Annotated in this window: 17 protein-coding genes; 4 read left to right on the top strand and 13 right to left on the bottom strand. The window is 65.7% G+C overall.

What is annotated here, in order from left to right; translation table 11 throughout:
• Positions 1 to 16: 16 nt before the first annotated feature.
• From PQQ51_RS25040 to PQQ51_RS24980, 13 genes are all read right to left on the bottom strand, one after another.
• On the bottom strand, positions 17 to 1,408 hold the full coding sequence (locus PQQ51_RS25040; RefSeq protein WP_408499558.1) for a sigma 54-interacting transcriptional regulator: 1,392 nt from the start codon (positions 1,406 to 1,408) through the stop codon (positions 17 to 19).
• Positions 1,409 to 1,418: 10 nt separating this feature from the next.
• A complete protein-coding gene (locus PQQ51_RS25035) occupies positions 1,419 to 3,239 on the bottom strand; it encodes a TadG family pilus assembly protein (RefSeq protein ID WP_408499557.1) in 1,821 nt (606 codons plus the stop codon).
• A gap of 1 nt (position 3,240) precedes the next feature.
• Positions 3,241 to 3,597, bottom strand: a complete 357-nt coding sequence (locus PQQ51_RS25030) for a DUF3613 domain-containing protein (RefSeq protein ID WP_408499556.1) — start codon at positions 3,595 to 3,597, stop codon at positions 3,241 to 3,243.
• Positions 3,598 to 3,623: 26 nt separating this feature from the next.
• Positions 3,624 to 4,484: a tetratricopeptide repeat protein gene (locus PQQ51_RS25025; RefSeq protein ID WP_408499555.1), complete on the bottom strand. Its 861-nt coding sequence runs from the start codon at positions 4,482 to 4,484 to the stop codon at positions 3,624 to 3,626.
• Between the two features lie 11 nt (positions 4,485 to 4,495).
• Positions 4,496 to 5,515 (bottom strand): type II secretion system F family protein, encoded by a 1,020-nt coding sequence (locus PQQ51_RS25020; protein ID WP_408499554.1) that lies wholly within the window; start codon positions 5,513 to 5,515, stop codon positions 4,496 to 4,498.
• A gap of 2 nt (positions 5,516 to 5,517) precedes the next feature.
• Positions 5,518 to 6,573: a type II secretion system F family protein gene (locus PQQ51_RS25015; protein WP_408499553.1), complete on the bottom strand. Its 1,056-nt coding sequence runs from the start codon at positions 6,571 to 6,573 to the stop codon at positions 5,518 to 5,520.
• Positions 6,566 to 7,975 carry a TadA family conjugal transfer-associated ATPase gene (locus PQQ51_RS25010; protein ID WP_408499552.1) on the bottom strand — a complete coding sequence of 470 codons (1,410 nt, stop codon included), beginning with the start codon at positions 7,973 to 7,975 and terminating at the stop codon, positions 6,566 to 6,568. The genes PQQ51_RS25015 and PQQ51_RS25010 overlap by 8 nt, the downstream gene beginning before the upstream one ends.
• A 3-nt stretch (positions 7,976 to 7,978) precedes the next feature.
• Positions 7,979 to 9,211, bottom strand: a complete 1,233-nt coding sequence (locus PQQ51_RS25005) for a fimbrial protein (protein ID WP_408499551.1) — start codon at positions 9,209 to 9,211, stop codon at positions 7,979 to 7,981.
• 128 nt (positions 9,212 to 9,339) lie between these two features.
• Positions 9,340 to 10,800 (bottom strand): type II and III secretion system protein family protein, encoded by a 1,461-nt coding sequence (locus PQQ51_RS25000; RefSeq protein WP_408499550.1) that lies wholly within the window; start codon positions 10,798 to 10,800, stop codon positions 9,340 to 9,342.
• A gap of 41 nt (positions 10,801 to 10,841) precedes the next feature.
• A complete protein-coding gene (cpaB, locus tag PQQ51_RS24995) occupies positions 10,842 to 11,786 on the bottom strand; it encodes a Flp pilus assembly protein CpaB (RefSeq protein ID WP_408499549.1) in 945 nt (314 codons plus the stop codon).
• A gap of 91 nt (positions 11,787 to 11,877) precedes the next feature.
• Complete coding sequence (locus tag PQQ51_RS24990) at positions 11,878 to 12,366, bottom strand: TadE/TadG family type IV pilus assembly protein (RefSeq protein WP_408499548.1); 489 nt, start codon at positions 12,364 to 12,366, stop codon at positions 11,878 to 11,880.
• Positions 12,363 to 12,863: an A24 family peptidase gene (locus tag PQQ51_RS24985; RefSeq protein WP_408499547.1), complete on the bottom strand. Its 501-nt coding sequence runs from the start codon at positions 12,861 to 12,863 to the stop codon at positions 12,363 to 12,365. The genes PQQ51_RS24990 and PQQ51_RS24985 overlap by 4 nt, the downstream gene beginning before the upstream one ends.
• Positions 12,864 to 13,003: 140 nt before the next feature.
• Complete coding sequence (locus tag PQQ51_RS24980) at positions 13,004 to 13,186, bottom strand: Flp family type IVb pilin (protein WP_408499546.1); 183 nt, start codon at positions 13,184 to 13,186, stop codon at positions 13,004 to 13,006.
• A gap of 656 nt (positions 13,187 to 13,842) precedes the next feature.
• On the opposite strand from PQQ51_RS24980, the gene PQQ51_RS24975 reads away from it, so the two are divergent.
• The 4 genes from PQQ51_RS24975 to PQQ51_RS24960 form a co-directional block, all read left to right on the top strand.
• Positions 13,843 to 15,399, top strand: coding sequence for a collagen-like triple helix repeat-containing protein (locus PQQ51_RS24975; RefSeq protein ID WP_408499545.1), 1,557 nt, complete (start codon positions 13,843 to 13,845; stop codon positions 15,397 to 15,399).
• A 175-nt stretch (positions 15,400 to 15,574) separates the two neighbouring features.
• Positions 15,575 to 16,960 carry a collagen-like triple helix repeat-containing protein gene (locus tag PQQ51_RS24970; RefSeq protein ID WP_408499544.1) on the top strand — a complete coding sequence of 462 codons (1,386 nt, stop codon included), beginning with the start codon at positions 15,575 to 15,577 and terminating at the stop codon, positions 16,958 to 16,960.
• A 257-nt stretch (positions 16,961 to 17,217) separates the two neighbouring features.
• A complete protein-coding gene (locus tag PQQ51_RS24965) occupies positions 17,218 to 18,927 on the top strand; it encodes a ShlB/FhaC/HecB family hemolysin secretion/activation protein (RefSeq protein WP_408499543.1) in 1,710 nt (569 codons plus the stop codon).
• 130 nt (positions 18,928 to 19,057) lie between these two features.
• Positions 19,058 to 19,324: DUF2147 domain-containing protein (locus tag PQQ51_RS24960; protein WP_459252350.1), on the top strand; the 267-nt coding region annotated here is incomplete at its 3' end.

The raw sequence follows: 19,324 nt of genomic DNA, 5'->3' as shown, positions 1-19,324 counted from the left end.
TACAACCGTCTCATTATTACTCACTTTCGCGTGTTTCGGGCTCTTCGTCAAAAATTTGATACTTGCGCATCTTTTCCCACAGAACCTTACGGCTGATGCCCAGATAGAGCGCCGTGTCCTGCCGGCGCCAACCGTTTGCGTCGAGCGCGGCGAGCACGCGGTTGCGCTCCGCCATGTCCCATTTGCTGCGGTCCACCAGCACTTCGGCCGCGCTCTCGGCCGGCACCGGCTGGCTGGTGCGCGCGAGGGCCAGCAGCCGTTGCAGGCGCGCCGCGTCCCACGCGCCGATCTGGCGCACCGTCACGCCGATCCGCTCGGCGAGGTTGCGCAGCTCGCGCACGTTGCCGGGGAAGTAGGTATCGGCGACCGCGTCGGCGAGCCAGTACGGCAGATCCGGCAGCGCCGACAAACGTTCCGCGCCGACGATCTGCGCGATGAACGCCTTGAAGATCGCGATCTTGTCGACCGCGCCGCGCTCTTCCAGCGACGGGATCTTCAACTCGATCACCGCAAGCCGGTAGTAAAGATCGGCGCGAAACGTGCCCTCCTTCACTAACTGCGGCAGATGCTTGTTGGTGGCCGCCACCAGCCGGAAGTCGAGCTTCACCGGCGTCGCCGAGCCGATCCGGGTGACCGCGCTGTCTTCCAGCACGCGCAGCAGCTTGACCTGCTGATAGAGCGGCAAGTCGCCGATTTCGTCGAGGAACAGCGTGCCGCCGTCGGCCTGCTCGAAGTAGCCCTTGTGCGCGACCACCGCACCGGTGAACGAACCCTTCGAGTGACCGAAGAACAGCGATTCGAACAGGCCATCCGGAATCGCGCCGCAGTTCACCGCGACGAACGGACCCTGGCCGTAGCGGGTATGTTTTTCGTGCAGCAGTTGCGCGATGCGTTCCTTGCCGACGCCGGTCTCGCCATGCACGAGCACGCTGGTGTCGCAGTCGGCGAAGGTGTCGACTTCGTGCAGCAGCGCCTGCATGCATTCCGAGTTGGCGATCATCGTGTCCGACTCGTGCGTCTTCGCGCTGTGCGCGCGCAGTTGCAACACGAGCTTCATCACCATCCCGCGCAATTCGGCGCAGGTGAAATCGAGCGGCAGGATGTGCGAGTAGTCGGACGGGTACGTCGCCGGATCGTGGTCGCGCGGCGCCGCGCCGACCCACACGACCGGAATGCCGTGCGCCGCCTGCCAGTCGCGCATCAGGAGCGCGCCGCTGTCGATCACCGACACGCTGATGATCGCGAGCGACGGGCGCAGCGCGGTCCGTTCCGGCGAAATCGCGATATCGTCCGCGCGGATCACTTCGACGTCGAAGCTCGCCATGCAACGCGCGACCCGGTCGACGATGTCGGCCTTGCCTTCCCAGACGTAGATATCGAGTTCCTCGATTTTGGTGGTGGTTCTCATCTTGGATAGGCTAGTTGACCAGTTGCGAAACGCCGCAGGTGAGCGACATGTTGTGGACCGTGGCGGTGCCGACCTGCACGCCCAGCAACGAAAGGGTTGGAACGACGATCGCGTCGAGCAGCGCGAAGACCGGCTGGAGCAATGCCGTCAGGGCCGGCCCTACAAGCAAAAGAATCGGCGTGAGGAGAGTGGAGATGTCGATCGAATTATTCAGAAGCGACACCTGAAGCGTATTGGGCAGGTTGGCGAGCAATGTCGAAGTCATCACCGAGGCAGCGCTCCCCACCGCATTGGAGTTGACGGTCTGGGTCGAGTCGAAGCTGCCGGACGAGCCGTTGAAAACCAGCGTGGTGGGCGCGGGACCCAAGGGCAGCGGGATCGCGTTTATTGTCACATTCGCGACCTTCAGGGTGATACCGAGCAGCGTCGCCGTAATCGACGCCACATTGACCGGCGCGGTACACGACGCATCGCCGGCGATGCAGAGTTTAGCGATGCCCGGCGTCACCAGAATCGCCGCATTGGTCGCTGCCTTGGTGTTTTCGCAGTCGACCGAGGTCAACGAGGCGGTGCCCTGTGCGACAGCCACACTCACCACCAGCGGTGTACTCAGTGCCGATATCGTCGCCGACACCAGCGGCGGAATGCCGACTGGCGGCAAACTCGGCAGCAGCACCGGCAGCAGCGTCACACTCGCGTTGACCACCGCCGTGCGCGCCGTCGTCCGCGCCTGACTGACGCCATTGACCGTGGTCGTGCCGCCCTCGCCCACCGCCAGCACCGGCGGATTGATAACCTGCAGCGAAATGGCGGCGATGCCGGCCAACCCGACCGACGCGTTGATCACCGGCGCCTTCGCCTGCGTGCCGTCAGGGCTGCTCCTCGCGATCTGCGCGGCCACCATCAACGCGTCGAACGCGTTGATGGTGGCGGTCGCCGCGGCGTTCGGATTGGCGAGGCCGAGCGCCAGCAGGCCGGGAGCCGATTGACCACCGTCTCCTATCGTGATGTTCTGGCCGCCGGGAATGGTCACCGCCAGCGTTTGCAGAATCGCCGCGTTGATCGTGTCGCCGCCCTTTTGCAAGGCCGTCACCATCGCCAGCATCAGCGTCTGATAGCTCACCGTGGTGTTGAGCAGCCCCTGCATCGTCGACGCGTTGAGCGCCACCATCAGGTCCTGCAGCTTGATATGGGCACTCGCGAGACTCTGCGTGTCGCCCACGCTGAGCGACACACTGGTTTTCAACAGCCCGCCGAGAATCGCGTTCAGCAACGCCGACTGCTGCGTGTTGATCGTGGCGATGCCGGTGCCGAGCGAAAAGGCGTCGATATTCGATGCATACGCGGTCGCGGTCGCGCTGACGTTGCGCGTCGGTCCCACCATGAAGAAATAAGGCAACGCCTGGCTGACCTGCACCTGCACCGCATTGAGCGGATTACCCGTCGTGCTGAAGCGGGCGGCGGCGCTCGTGTCCCAGCGTCCGCAGGTGGTGGTGAGCGTCGCGCCGTTGCCGACAGTGAAGCCGTTGGCCGTCGCATTCTGCCGGGCGGCCGTGCCCGCGTTCGCGCAAGCGCCCGCGGTGCTGATCACCTGCACGGCCGCCATCGCCGCCAGATCCGCCGTGCGCTGCAACTGCCGGCGTTCGAAATACGCGTGACCGATGTCCAAGGCCCCGAGCGCCGCAATCGCCACGCTCACCCAGATCGCCGCCAGCACCGCGATCGCGCCGCGCTCACGCCGCCCGGCTCGCATCGACGCAAGCCGCCCGCGCACGCCGGGCGCGCGCGGATGGGGAACCGCAACGGCGGTGGACGATCGACGCCGGACCATATCAGTACCCGCCCCCACCCGAACTGGAGCCGCCGCCAGAGCCGCCACCGCCAACGCTGCCGCCCGAATTGTTCAGCGTGGAGCCGTAGAGATCGGGAATCTTGCTCTTGAACGATTCCAGATAGCGCCGGTACGCCAGTCCGGCTTCCGCACCCAGCATCGGGACCGCCGGCGCGGCTTCCTTGTTGCTGCTTTGCAGGTCGAGCCAAGCACGGGTCGAATGTCCGACTTCGCTCGCATCGACCTGGCGTGGCGCTTCATCCGTCGTCTGCGCACCGGCTACGGTGCCCCCACCCATCAACACGCCGACGCACAGCATCGACCCCGCCCAGTTCCGCCCGCTCGTCTTATTGTTCATGTCCATTCCCCTGTTTGCCCCACCGGTCACTGCGCAAAACGCTGCAACAGGCGCGGCGCCGGTTCGACGCCCTGCACGCTCGCGACCGTGCCGGCGCTGCTCTGCCCCAGCGTCGGTCGTGACGGCTGCGCGCGCGCCTGGCCGCGCTCAGCCGCCGCGACTTTCGCCGCATCGCCGCGAATCGCCGCGCGCACGTCCGGCGTCAGCTTCAACTGATTCATCACCGCCAGTGCCTGCGCCGGCTCGCCGCTCGCGAGCAGGTAAAGCGCGACGTTGCTGACGATCTTCGTATTCTTCTGGTCGAGTTCGACCGCCTTCATCAACGGCACCCGTGCGCCGTTCACATCGCCATTGCGCAAGCGCGCGTAACCGAGATCGGACAAGGTCACCGCGTCGGTCGGCGTGAGTTGCGCCGCCTGATCCAACTCCTGCGCCGCCCGTGCGAAATCACCCGCGCCGCCCGCAATCAGACCGAGACCCCGATGGCCGCGCGCCGCCAGCGGTGTCTTCAGCAATTGCCCGTAAGCGCTCGCCGCGGCTTCCGGCTGCCCCGTCATGCGCAGCGCGTCGGCACGCAGCAGAATCGTGTCGGGACTCGCGCCGTACTGCTTGTCGTACGCATCGATATGCGCGAGCGACGCGAAATAAAGCCCCTGCGACTGCATCTGGTCGATCAGGCCGAGGTACATGCCCGGCGTATCGGGCGCGGGATCGCGATTGGCCTGCTGCGCCATCGCCGCCCGCTCCGCTTGCGGTCCGACGCCATAGCCGTTCAGGTCCTTCGACGCACACGCGCCAAGCAACGCGAGCGTAGCGAGCGCGGCCACGCAGCGCTGAGTGGGTCGGCGCAAGCGCGTCAGAGATTCGATTGATAGCGAGTGAGTCATTGCAAAAATCCTTACCGATGCATCGAGCCGAGCGAATGCGTGACCGCCAGCACACCAGGGCCTGCCGTCACGATCAACAACGCCGGCAGCAGCGTGACGATCATCACGCCGGTCATCTTCACCGCGAGACGGCCGATCCGTTCGCGCAGCATCGCCCGACGCGTTTCGCGCAGCCGGTCGCCGAACTGCTTGAGCGGTTCCTGCACGGCGCCGCCATGCCGGTCGACCTGCACCAGCAGACGCACGATCGCGCGCAAATCCTCGTTGTCGTAACTCGACGCCAGTCGGTTCAGCGATTGCTCGCGCGTGCGGCCCGTGGCGAACTGGCGCTGCGCGATTTCGAGCTCGCTGGAAAGCACCGGCAATACGCTGCGAAAATCGTTGACCATCACCTGCAAGCTTTGATCGAGCGACAAACCCACGCCCTGCAACAGACGCAGCAGATCCACCAGCAGCGGCAGTTCGTCGACCACACCCATGCGGCGTTTCGCGGCGCGCCGGGTCAACACGATCTTCGGCAGCATGAAGCCCGCCGTCATCGCGATGACCAGCAACATCACATAGCGCGGACCGTCGATATGACCCTGCGCGAAGATGGCCGCCAGCAACGGAAACCCCAGCGCGCACAGCAACCGCGCCACCAGAAACATGCCCCGCGTGCGCGTATCGACGAAGCCGCACTGCTCCAGCAGGCGGCGATCCTCTTCGGCGACGATCAGGCGGCCCAACGGCGTGTCGAGCCAGCGAATCCCCATATGCGCAAAGCGCTCGAGGAGTCCTTTGAAACCGGTCGCCCTGATCTGCCGCGCCGCCGTCTTCGCGCCGGCCGGATCGTTTTGCGCAGCGTGCGCGCCTCGCGCGGCCGCGGCCGCGAGCGCCGCGGTCTGTAGCGCGCGTTCGTCGAGCGCCTGCTTGAGCGTGCGATCGCTGCGCCGCGCGGCCGCCACGCGCGCCAGCACGAGACCGGCGAGCAGCAGCAACGCGAACGCTGCGATAGCGAGCGCGAGTGCGGCGAATTGATGGGCTTCCATCGTCATGTCCTCAGCTTCGCGAGACGATGCAGCGACCAGGCGCCGACCACCTGCAGCACGAACGCCAGATAGACCAGTTGCCGGCCTGTCGGGTCGAACCACATGGTCGAGAAATAGGAAGGATTGGACAGGATCAGAAAACCGCCGATGCCGATCGGCAATGCCGCCAAGATCCACGACGACAGCTTCGTTTCCGCCGACATCGCGACCAGTTCGCGCTCCGCCTGTTCCATATCGCGCATGAAGGACGACATGCGATCGAGCATCACGTCGGCACGGCCGCCGTATTTGACGGACAGACGCAGCACGGAGCCCACCAGTTCGAGTTCGCGCACGCCGTAAATCACCGCGACCTGATAAAGCGCGCGATCGACTTCGATGCCGGTTCGCAGCATCCGCGACACATAGTCGAGACATTCGCGCAGCGGGGCTTCGGTACTCTGCAACGCGGACTGGAACGCGGCCGGCACGCTGTTGCCGAGCGTAATCAGACGCACGATGCCGTCGAGAAACGACGGCAATTGCCGCACGATCAGTTGCCGCCGCTTGTTGATGCGTATCGACAGCAGGAAATACAGGACCATCGTGCACGTGAATAGCGCTGCGGCCGCGGCGAGCGCGCCGCCTACCGCAGCGGCCCACAGCGTCAGCAACAGCACGAGCGCGACGGAGATCGCCGCTGGCCCCTTTGCGTTGGCAAAACCGGCGCGAGCCATCATGTGCCGCAGCATGAAGCTTGCGCGCGCCTGGTGATAGCGCACGCGAACCAGCCAGTCCGCATTGGCGGGCGGCTCTTGCGGCGCGATCACGGCAGCGCCCGCCGCGGCCCGCGCGGACGCCGCACGCGCACTGGCCGCCGAACCCGCCGCACCCGCCTGGTTCGCCGCCATGCCCGCGGTCATGGCGACGCCCGCGGCAGGCGCAGCCGCCATCCGGCTATCGATATACCGCTCGACACTGGCCTGGCCTTTGCGCTGCGCGCCGCGTTGCCACAACAGCAACGCTCCCGCCGCGCACATCAGCGCGAGCGCCGCGAAGACCAGCACCACACTAGACATTGAAGCCTCCACCGAAGCCGCCGCTACCACCGCCGCCTCCGAAGCCGCCGCCGAACCCTCCGCCACCGCTGCCGCCGAAGCCCGCGTTACCGAACGCATTGCCCGGCTCGGCACCGCCCAACGCCTGGCGGAAACGCGCGAGTTTCGGCGAATGCGGATGAATGCCGAGCGACACCCAGTTGTCGAGTTCATCGCCTTCGGCGGTCAACACCGGCTCGTAGCGATACAGCTCCTGCGTCGCGATGATGTTGTCCGACAGCCCCGTGACTTCGGTGATCGACAGAATCCGCCGGCGGCCGTTCGAGAGCCGGCCGATCTGCACGATGAAGTCGATCGCGTTGGCGATCTGACGGCGCAAGCTCGATTCGGTCCCCTGGAAGCCCGCAAAACCCGCGAGCATTTCAAGGCGGTACAAACATTCGCGCGGCGAGCTCGCGTGCACGGTGCCCATCGAACCGTCGTGGCCGGTGTTCATCGCCTGCAGCATTTCGAGCACTTCGCCGCCCCGCACTTCGCCGACGATGATGCGGTCCGGCCGCATCCGCAACGTGTTGCGCAACAGATCGCGAATCGACACGACGCCCGCGCCGTCGAAGCCGCCTGGCCGGCTTTCGAGCCGCACCACGTGCGGGTGATTCAGCGACAGTTCGGCCGTGTCCTCGATCGTCACGACACGCTCCCCTTCGGGGATGTGAAACGCCAGTGCGTTCAGCAGCGAAGTCTTGCCCGAGCTCGTGCCGCCCGACACCAGCACGTTGCAGCGCGCGGCCACGGCCGCTTCGAGCAGCGCGCCGATCTCCGGGTTGTACGTGCCGTTGGCGAGCAGATCGTCCGGCCGCATCGGGTCCTTGCGGAACTTGCGGATCGAGACGATCGGCCCGTCGATCGACAGCGGTTCGATCACCACGTTCACGCGGCCGCCGTTCGGCAAACGCGCGTCGACCATCGGATTCGATTCGTCCAGACGCCGGCCGATCGGCGCGAGAATCCGCCGCACGATTCGCAGCAGATGCGCGTTGTCGGCGAAACGCACCTGGATGCGCGTCAGAATGCCGTGGCGCGACACGTAGACGTCGTTGTAGCCGTTGATCAGAATATCTTCGACGGCCGGATCGGCGAGCAGATCCTCGATCGGCCCGAAGCCCGCGAGCTCCTTGGTGAGCGCTTCCGCGATCAGCCGCACTTCGCTCTCGTTGATCGGGATCCGGCGCAGCCGCACGAAGCTGTCCATTTCCAGATCGACGAACTGGTTGATCGCGTTACGCGACCAGCGGCCGAACTCCGAGCCGAGTTCCTCGATACGCGTGAGCAGATGCTCGTGTGCCGCGTTCTTGATGTCCTGGAACTGCTGGCTATGCGCGAACGAGGGCGCGTCGTCGGCAAATTCGATTTCTTTTGCCATCGTCTATGACCGCTTGTTAGAAGTTGGGATGAAGCGCTTGAGCGCGCCGAGCGCCGATTTGCCGCCTGCTTGCACGGCAGCGCCGCCGAGCCGCTCGATCAGCGGTTCGAGCGCGCGCACATACGGATCGCGCGCCGCCGTGTCGGACAGCAAGTGCCCCTGGTTGACCGCCTGGCCAAGCGCGACGCGCCGGTCCGGCAGCGTGCCCAGCAGCGGAATTTCCAGCCGCTGCGCGATCTGCGCGGCGGCGAGGCCGAGGTCGGCGTCGAACTTGTTGACGATCAAGCGCACGTTCGCCGTGTCGACGCCCTCTTCGCGCAGCGCGTCGAGCACGCCGACCGCCGATACGATCGACGCGACGCCCTGATCGCACAGCAGCCAGGTTTCGTCGGCGGCCTGCACGACGTGCGCGATGAACTCGCTGTTGGCGAAGCCGCCGAGGTCGACGATCTGCTGGTCGAAGAATGCTCGCAACCGGTTCAGCAAGCCGATCGACGACGAATACGACACCTCGCGCATATCGGCGAGATTCGGCGGCAACGCGGTGAGCGCGAGACCGCTCGTGTGGTGCGACAGCGCGGTATGGACGAAGGTCTGATCGAAGCGGCGCAGATTGCGTACGGCTTCGACGAAGTTGAATTCGCTGCGTGTATTGAGAAGAAGCGAACCGTCGCCCGCCGGCAAGCCGAGATCGAGCAACGCCGTTTGCCGCCCCTGCGCGACATCGCGCCTTTGCAGCATGACAGAGAGATTCGCGGCCAGCGTGCTCACGCCCATGCCGATGCGCGCACCCAGCAATGCGGTGACGTGGCCATGACGGCTGACCGGCTCGACCAGATTGTCGAGCACCTGGCGCGTGATGCGCAGCGCGTCTTCCGTCGGCGCGGAAAAATCGATGAAATCGCGCACGCCGGCGCGCAACGCCGCCAACGCGCTTTCGGGCTCGGCGAGCGAACCGAGCGCGACGATCTGCATGCCCGGATAGGCGGTGCGCACGGCGCTCGCGGCCGCGCTCGCAGCAGCGGCGTGGCCGCCCGAAAAGTCGACGAATACCAGCGACGGATTCAGCGTCGCGATGCGCTGCATCAGCATCGACGGATCGAGCGTGGCCGACTCGACCACACCGGCGCCGACCAGCGTATCGGCGAGCCAATGCACGTGCGCGTCGGCCAGCGACGCAAACACGAAGTAATCGGTGACTGCTCGTTCAGTCAATGAATGCGTTCTCGCGTTCATGTTGGACATCCTCTTGCGGCATCGGCTCAGGAGCCGCCGCGTCGTACCGCTTGCCAGCAGGCGCGCGCAGGTTGCACGCGGGCTGGCTCACCCCACTCGCCCGGCGCGCCGCAACGGCGCACCCGGCATCACTTCGAAAATCCCGGCACGGCATCGCCGGCCGCCACGCCGCCCAGCAGCGAGCGCCAGACCGGGGCGTTACGCTGCTCGGACTGCTCGCCCGGCGTCGACGGCAGCGGCGCGCCCTTCGCAACCGGCGACACAAGGTGCGGCGTCACGATGATCACCAGCTCCTTCTCGTTCTGCTGGTAGCTCAACTGCTTGAAGAAGGTGCCGATGATCGGCAGGTCCCCGAGGAACGGCACCTTCGACACGTTCGACGCGGTCTCGCGGTCGATCAACCCGCCGATCACGAAGCTCTCGCCGTCGCCGAGTTCGACGGTGGTGTCCGCGCGCCGCGTGGTGATCGCGGGCACCGACACGCCGCTGATCGTCACCGCGTTCGTGAAGTCGAGCTGGCTCGCTTCCGGCGCGACTTTCAGCGCGATACGCTGCGGGCTCAGCACGGTAGGCGTCAACGTGAGCCCGATACCGTAGGGCTTGTAGACGATCGACGTCGTGCCCAATCCCTGCGGCACCGGCACCGGAATTTCGCCGCCCGCGAGGAAGCTCGCGCTCTGCCCGGACAAGGCGACCAGCGTCGGTTCGGCGAGAATCCGCGCGAGGTTGTTGCTTTCCATCAGGCTCAAGTCGGCGAACAGGCCCTTGGTCGCCGAGCCGAACACGAGATTGAAGGCCGACGCCATTGGCGAGGCGATCGCCGGGCCCACGGTCGCACTCGAGTTCGGAACGAAGCCTTTCTGCGGCACCGTGACCGACGTCGCGCCGTTCGGCCCGATCGAGCCGAACGCGAAGCCGTTGCGCTGGCTGAAGAAATTGAAGCCGACCTGTTTGAGCACCGAGCGGCTGAACTCGACTACACGCACTTCGACCTGCACGACCGAGCGCGTGTCGACCGTCGAGGTGTCGAACACCGCGCCATCCTTCGCCGACGCGCCGTCCTTGCCCGCGCTGTCCTTGGCGAGCGAGCCTTCCGCCACGACGACCGCGCGCTGGTGCGCCTCCATCGTCGCGGCGTTGCCGGACACGACCGCCGTGCCGCCGAGCACCTTGACGCTGGGCGTGTCGGAACCCAGCAGCGTGGCCGCGGACGCCGCGATCACATTGACCGTGTAGCTGAGCGGCGCGTCGCGATCGCGCTCCCACAGCATCAGATTCGTCGTGCCGGCCGACTTGCCGACCAGCAGCACGCCTCCGCGCTTTTCGCCCTTGATGACCAGCACATCGGCCACCGCCGGATCGCCGATCGCGACACGCTGCAACGTGTGACCGGCGGCGAGCGATTGCTGCGCGCCGACCGTCAGGTCGATGGTCTGCGTAGTCGGCAACGCGTTCTGGACCGGCACCGATCCGGCAGCCGCATGGCCCCGCTGCACCCGCGGATCCGCCGCGTCAGTCGCCACCGATACGGCCAGCAACGCCATGCCGAGGCATGCCGCTTTCCCAAAAACAAAGATCCGTTTTTTCATGTAATTATGGACGCGTCTGGCCGCCCGCTCCCTGAAACTGCTTATCGGGCGACCGTTTCGGCGCGCCCACCCCGTATCACTTCGATACTGCTTTTTGTGCTGTTGGTGTTGCTCGCGACGCGCGTCGGCAACGGCATGTGCGGCACCGGCGGCACGCGCATGCCGGCGCCGGCCGATCCCGAGCTACCCGACAATGCGTCGAGCGACACGCCCGCGGCGGCGCGCGTCGAATCCAGCAACGGCTCGCTCGCCCCTGCGCGCGCGGCCGTCTTCAACACGCCGGGATAAACCGGCAGCACGCTCTGATCGACCACTTCGGCATCCTTCGGATTGCGCAGCGCGAAGATCAGACGGCCGGAGGTTTCGGCCAGCGTCAGCCGGTCCACGTCTGCGACCGGCACCGCCAGCACCGCCGTACGCACCATGCCGTTCGGATCGCCGCTGGTGTCGTTGCTCGTGGTCGCGTTGCCGAATGCGAGCACACGTACTTTCGACATCAACAGGCGCGCCTGGCTCTGATCGACTTCGCCGCCATTGCCGAGCGCGCCGTCACGCTTGAGCGTAAAGAACACGTCGACGAAATTGCCCGGCCGCAACCGGTTGCCGACCGCATTGCCTTCGTCGACCCGCACGGCCAGCGCACGCTCGCCCGGTTCGACACGCTCGGCGAGCCCCGACGACAGTTGCAATTCCAGCACCGGCGAGTCCACGCCGATGTCGGTGTTCGGAATACGGCCGGCCAGTTGCGCAGGATCGGTGAACGCGCCATTCGGATTGATCGGCAACGACTGCACGCGCAACGCGTCGACGGTGATCGCCTTACCTGCCTGCAAAGGATGCGCGGCCACCACCACCGGGAAAGTCGCCTGCGACGCAGCCGTGACCGCAACCGGCGCCGGCCGGCGCGACAGCGTCCACGCGAATACGCCGAGCAACAACGCGACCGCGATCAGCACGCCCGCAAGAATTTTGGTCAGATTCGGCATGACGACTCGCAGCGTCGGTTGAACAAGGCCTCACCGCGCGGGCGTTCATGCGCGCAGCAGCGGAAAGACGGGTTGAAGGCCGGCGCACACATCACTGAACATTCTCCGGGTTGAGTTGTACGGTTGCGTTGCTTTGCAGCGTGGCCGGCAGTGCCACGTTCATGATCGGCAAACTCGGCACGAAGGGGTTGCTGCTGTAGTTGTAGCTCAGTGCTACGTTGATGCATTGCATGCCGTTGCCACAAGGCGCCGATGTCGGCGTGCACGTCATGGCTCGCGCGACGAATGCCGTGGCCATCTGGGTCGCGGCCGTGCATGCGGCCTGACCGCGGTTATCGAGCGCGTTTTGCAGGGAAGTGCTGCTCTGCCAGTTCAATGCGGCGCGCGCGCCCTCTTCGGCCGCGAGCGTCAGGTTCTGCTGCGCGACGAAGATCAGACTGAAGGTCACGATCGCGTACATGATCACAAAGAACAACGGGAACACGAGCGCGAACTCGACCGCGGTGGATCCACGCATCGCGCGCGGGCTAACGCGCCGCACGTTGCGTCCGTGCGTGCGCTGGGGCGTGCGCGACTTCATTGCAGACCGCCGGGCAGCGCATGCAGCGCAAGCCACCCGCACGCGGCGACCGTCAGACAAGCTGCATAAGGCGTGGAAGCCTTGCCCGCCAATTCGAAAGTCGCTCCCTCACGATGACCGAAGACGGAGAGCCGGGTGCGCGTAGTGATCAGCAACCATGCCGCATGGATGCCCGCCGCGAGACTCGCCGCCATCCACAAGCCGAGCAACGCATTCATCCCGCACCACGCACCGAGCACCGCGAAAACTTTGACGTCGGCCGCGCCCATCACGCCAAGCGCGAAAAAAGGCATCAATGCGAGCAGGCCGACGAGCACGCCCAATCCCGCTCGCGCGAACGAAATACCAAAAGGACCGCATTCGACGAATGCGCAAGCGAATGCCGTCACGAGTCCGGCAATCACGATTGAATTGGGAATACGCCGGCTGCGGCAGTCGCATATCGCAACGACTCCGCACCAGAAAATAAATAAAAAAATGCCAACGAATTCATCCATTTCGCACTCGACAGACGAAGCAACGCCGTGCGAATTTCAATGCAATTCGCATTAGACAGATTGGCCGTGCTCTAAAAGACGCCGCAAAGAGGAAAGACGCGGCAGCGCCATTCTCTTTGCGGGGCGTTTAGGGCTGCTTCTTATGCTGCGGGTGCCGCCGGCGTGATCGCTGTGACGACATTCGTGAACACCGTTCTGAGCCCAGTGCCGATGTTGGTCACCGACGCAGCGATGATAACAACGATCAACCCCGCGATCAGACCGTATTCGATGGCCGTGACGCCCTTGTTTTCTCTCAGGAAGCGCAGTGTGAACTTTTTCATTTTGAACCCTCGGAACTTAATTTTTTGCGTGTTACGTGCTGCTTCGAACGCCGGTATTTCTCAGCGAAACGAGCCGTTGGTCTCTCAATCCTGGCCCTTCCTGTTGCGCTGCGATAACACTGGCTTGCAGCCGGCTTCAATAAAACGGATGACTGTTAGCTGTCTGTTCGATAACGCACCTCCAACGTCAATCACTCATGCTTCCGGGTTTTATAGCCGAACAATCTTATTTAAGCAATTCTCCGCTGCCCGGACCTCGACACGCTATGCGTTTTACCTCGTCACTCAGGTTAACGGCCGTCAGTGCGTTGCAGCACATAGGAATAACCATGAGTTAGATTCGCTGCACTAATTATCTGTTTGAACAGAACGTTTCAAGCGAAATTAGCGCGTCGCTGCGAGTGCGTTACGCCGTTCGTCGTAACGGCGCGCCCGGCTCGTTACGTTACGCGACCCGCGCAAACGATTGACCAAATCCGTTTCCAACACCCGTTCTGATTGAGCGACTCCTCCATCAATCGCCCGCAATGCCATGTCGCACAAGGCTTGCCGCGTGACGCCCGAAAAAATCTGCGCAGTGCCCGAGTGAAATGGCACGGGTCGTGCAGAGATAGGCACGCAGCACCACCTAACTACAGATGCGAAACGAGGGCGACATGAACATTCAAACGACCAACACCACAGTACGGGCAACCCTGATCGCGGCTAGCGTAGCCGCCCTGCTTTCTCTTGCCGCCTGCGGAGGCTCCGGAACCCTGAGTTCCGGCACCGGCGGCAGCGGCAGCAACTCGGCCGGCGGCACGCTCAGCACCGGTAGCAGCAGCGGCAGCGGTTCGATGGGCTCCGGCGGTTCGGGCGGCTCCAACACCACCACGGGCAACAACAATCCAGGCGGCGGCTCGAGTTCCGGCGGCGGCTCGACATCGGGTGGCACGTCGGGCGGCACCTCGGGCGGCACCTCGGGAGGCGGCACGACGCCGGTCGCGAATGCATTGGGCACGGTCGTCGGCAATGGCGGCGGTGTGATCGACGGAGTCGGCAAGACGGTCTCGGGCATCGGCACGGTGATCGGCTCGCAAACGCTGCCGGGCGTCAGCCCGCAAACCACGCAAGCTGCCGGCGGCGTCGTTCAGCAGGTCGGCGCCGCGGTCTCGACGCTCGGTAACGGCGTGACTCAAGGCCTGGGTCAACTCGGCACCGGCGGCAATGCACTCGGCACGACAGTCTCGAGCGTCGGCGGCGTGGTCGGTCATGTCGGCAACGCGGTGACGGACGCAGGCAGCCTCGTGACGAGTCTCGGCAGCGGCCCGCTCGCGCCGCTGGCAGCGATCACGACGCCGGTCGGCGGACTCGTCAGCACGCTCGGCGGCGCGGTCACGAACGGCGGCAGCACGCTCACCACCGCGCTCTCGACCGGCCCGGTCCAACAGATCACGCAGACCCTCAGCACGGCGATCACACCGATCACGTCGATGGTCGCGGCAACCACGCAAACCGTCGGCAACACCACCGGCCTGGGCGCGCCGCTCAACACGCTGCTGTCGACAGTCGGCGGCGGACTCGGCAAGGCCGGCACGCTGCTCGGCGCAGCAGGCGGCGGCAACAACCCGGTCACCACCGCGCTTGGTCAAACGGTCAGCGCGACCGGCACGACGGTCGCATCGGTAGGCGGTCTGTTGACCGGCGGCAACGGCGGCAATCCGCTCGCACCGCTCACCGGCGCACTCGGCGGCCTCACGGGCGGCCTGAGCGGCGGCACCAGCGGCAGCCCGCTCGCGCCGCTCACCAACGTGCTCGGCGGCCTCACGGGCGGCCTCACAGGCGGCCTGAGCGGCGGCACCAGCGGCGGCCCGCTCGCGCCGCTCACCAGCGCACTCGGCGGCCTGACTGGCGCGGCAGGCGGCACATCGTCGGGCGCCGGCCCGCTTGCACCGGTCACCGGCCTGCTCACCGCCGTCACCGGCGGTCTGAGCAGCGCGACCGGCGGCAGCAACAGCCCGCTCGCACCGGTGACCGGCCTGCTCACGACCGTCACCGGCGCGCTCGGCGGCATCGGCAACACGGCTGCCGCGGCCGCGACCAGCACCGCGTCGAACAGCCCGGCCGCCGGTCTGTCGTTGTCGGGCACGAGCGGCAAAGGCACCGCCAACAACCCGCTCGCACCGGTGACTTCGCTCGTCGGCGGACTGCTCGGCGGTCTGACGAAGAAGTAATCGATGTCGCCGCAACCATCGACTCGACCGTAGCAAGCGCAGTAACCCGCAGCCGGAACGCGGCCCGCCAGCCGTGTTCCGCTCCTGCCCTGACCTGAGCCGAACCGCTCAACCCGTTGCACCCGCGCGCGGCGACCACCGCACACGACATCCAGAAGACAGAGAGGAGCACACCATGTCCAGTCAACGTTTTTTTACTCTCCATGCGGCGTGCGCGACCGTATCGTCGTTGCGCGCACCGTTGGTCGCCGTTGCAGTCGCCGGCTTGCTCGCGGCGTGTGGCGGCAGCACCGTCAGCGCGCCGCCGAGCGCAGGCACCGGTAGCGGCAGCGGGTCGGGCTCGGGCGGCGGCGGCACCACGCCCGTCGCGACGACAGGCACCACCGGCGTCGCCACCACCGCCGCGCAAACCACCACCGACCTCGGCAAAACAATCGCCTCGACCACGATCCCGGGTCTCAGCCCGCAGGTCACGCAAGGTCTCGGCAACGCGGTGTCGAGCACGAGCGGCACGCTGAACTCGCTCGCCGACGCGGTGAGCACCGGCCTCGGCCAGACCGGCACGACGGCCAATCCGGTCGGCACGACCGTGGCGAGACTCGGCTCGGTCGTCAGTTCGACGAGCGGTGTCGTGCAAGGCCTGAGCACCGCGGTTGGCGGACTCGGCAGCGGCAATCTCGCGCCGCTGTCGCCGCTCACCACGCCGCTGTCGTCCGTTCTCTCGACCGCCGCGGGCGCGTTGAACGCCGGCGGCACGACGCTCGGCAACTCGCTCGCGTCCGCACCGGTACAACAGATCACGCAACCGATCAGCACCGCGATCACGCCGATCGTGCAGACCGCCGGCCTCGTCACGCAGACGATCGGCACGCAGACCGGTCTCGGCGCACCGCTCGGCGGCCTGCTCGGCCAGGTCGGCGGCGCGTTGAGCTCGGCCGGCAAGCAGGTCGGCACCGCGACCAACAATCCGGTCGGCGCCGATCTCGGCACGCTGGTCGGCTCGCTCGGCAACACGGTTACAAATGCGGGCGGCCTCGTCAATCCGAATGGCCCGAATGGCGCGAATCCGATTCCCGGTTTGATCACGAGCCTTGTCGGCAGCACGACGGTGGTCGTCCAGAATGGACCGCCCGCCAACGGCAATCCGCTCAGCCCGCTGCAGAACTCGCTGGCAAGCCTGGGCCTCGGCAACAACCCGCTCGGCTCGGTGACGACGCTGCTCGGCGGCACACCGTTGTCGGGCTTGACCTCGGCACTGGGCGGCACGCCGTTGTCCGGCGTGACCTCGGCGTTAGGCGGCTCGCCGCTGTCGGGCCTGACCTCGATACTGGGTGGCACGGGTAGCGCGTCGAATCCGTTGTCGAGCCTGACCGGCGCCCTCCCGGGCCTCGCCGGCGGCGCCTCGGGCGGCAGCGCCAACCCGCTCGCGCCGGTGACGGCACTGGTCGGTTCGTTGACCGGCACGCTCACGTCGGCGGCCGGTTCGACCAGCGGTTCGGGCAACGCGGCGGGCGGCCTGACCTCGCTGGTCGGCGGTCTGCTGCCGGTAAGCCATAAGTAGTCCGCATAACCCGTCTGACGACGGCGCGCCGGCAAGCGCTCGCATCGATACACCGATGCGGGCGCTTATGCCGCACGCATATGCAGTTCGCAACATCACGTGTGCCGCGCTTTTGCTGTCGAAGCTCAAGCCCACGAGAGCACGTGACGTAATACATGCAAGCATGGCAGTATGCGTCGAGCCACACATAAGCGATCGCGACCAGCCCGGCCAGGCGGCGCGCCCGCAAGACAAGAACGGCATACGAGGAAAATCCGATGAAACTCGGGTATGGCAGTAAATGGACCCTGGTGCTCGCAGCCATTGCGGCGAGCAGCCTGCAAATCGACGCACGAGCACAAGCGCGCCCCGGCGGCGCAGCGGTAGGCGGCAATCCGATGGATTCGCTGCCGCAGATCAAGGCGCCCGACAAAGGGCCCAACGTGACCGTTCAGGTCGAGTCGCAAGCGCCCCAACTTCAGGAACTGCTCGCCCGCCATCTGACGCCTTCGCGCGTGCAGGTCGAGGGCGTGAAGTCCATTCCGTTCGACGAAGTCGCGCAACGCTTCACGCCGCTGGTCGGCAAGGACATCACGATCGGCGATCTGATCCAGGTCGCCAACGGCGTCACGAAGCTGTATCAGGATCGCGGCTACGCGCTGTCGTTCGCGTTCGTTCCCGCGCAGACTTTCGAAGACGGCGTGGTGCGCGTGACGGTGGTCGAAGGCTACGTGTCGGCGGTCAAGGTGACCGGCAAGGCGGGCGCGGTCGAGGACAAGATCCGCGCGATCGCGGACCACATCGTCGCCGACCGGCCGCTGCGACGCGCGACCTTCGAGCGCTACATCAACGTGCTGGGCCTGTTGCCCGGCGTGAAGGTCGCGGCCAACGTGCCGCCGCCGCAGAACACCGACGGCGCGACCACGCTCGAGCTGAATGTGGATCGCAAACCGTTCGACGTCAGCACCGGCATCGACTTCAATCATCCCGGCGTGCAAGGCCTGCTGACCGCAACCGAGAACGGACTGACCGCGCTCGGCGAACAGTTGAGCGTATCGGCGCTGCTGCCGAAAGGGCGCGACAACGTCACCTATCTCGCCGCGCACGGCGCAGTGCCGATCGGCAGCAACGGTTTGATCGCGAAGATCGACGCATCGCATTATCGCGGCAATCCGACCGACAATCCGGGCCTACCCTCTTCCGTGCAGCGCACGGTGATCAACGACAAGATCGGCGGCTCGCTCTCCTATCCGATCCTGCTGAGCAACGAACGCAGCCTGCTCGGCACGGCGTCGGTCTACGCGTCGCACGACGAAGACCGCTATAACGCGACCACCACCGGCGCGCAGATCGGCTTGCACTCGCAAGTACGCGTGCTGCAATTGCAGGCCGACTACACGAGCGTGCAAACCGGCCAGGTGCGGCGCGCGAGTTTCAACGTCGCGAAGGCCTTCGATATTCTCGGCGCGTCGAAAGGCGGCGACTCGAATGTGCCCGGCTTCGTGCAAACCAATCCGGCGTCGATCAATTTCGTGCGCACCGGCGCGAGCTTTTCGCAAACCAACGAGTGGCCGCTGAAGATCGGCACGTCGGTATCGATGACGGGCCAGTACAGCGCGGTTTCGCTGCCCACATCCGAACAGATCTCGTTCGGCGCGCAGCGTTTCGCGCTCGGCTACCAGCCTGGCGAAGCATCGGGCGACTCGGGCTGGGGCGCGACCTTCGAGGTCAACCGCGCGTTCACGCCGGGCTTCACGTATCTGCGCACGTTCACGCCTTATGTGTCGTTCGACATGGCGCGCGTCTATCTGCATGCCGGCACGCCGTCGCCTTCGAAGCTCTCGTCGATTGCATTCGGCTTCCGCATTTCGGACGCGAAGTACTACAGCATCGATTTATCGGTGGCCAAGCCGGTCGGCGACGCACCGGTGGAAAGCGCGTCGCGCAGCCCGCGTGTGAACGCGACGTTCTCGTACCAGCTCAACTGATCGATGGAAGTGCCGCGGGCTGATTAGAGGTTCCACTATCAAACGGCACGCGCGCTTTCACGTATTCTGCGCAGACCCATAACACATCGCGCGACCAAGATCGCGCCGTCTTTTATCAAGGAGGAAGACAATGCTGCAAGTCACTCGATTCACTCAGCGCGCTCGCGCCGCTGCGCTTCGCACGGCCAAACAGGCGGCGCTCGCGGGCGTACTGCTCGCCGGTGCCGTCACCGCGATCGCGCAAACCGGCACGCCGGTCGGCACCTGGCAAACCATCGACGACAACACCGGCCAGCCCAAAGCACTCGTGCAAATCGCCGACGACGGCAGCGGTTCGCTGAGCGGCAAGGTCATCAAGGGATTAGGGCCGAACGATCAACCGGACCGCCGCTGCACC

This window comes from Paraburkholderia xenovorans, from assembly GCF_046030735.1.
Taxonomy (GTDB): domain Bacteria; phylum Pseudomonadota; class Gammaproteobacteria; order Burkholderiales; family Burkholderiaceae; genus Paraburkholderia; species Paraburkholderia xenovorans_A.
This window is presented reverse-complemented; position numbering and strand designations above follow the sequence as displayed.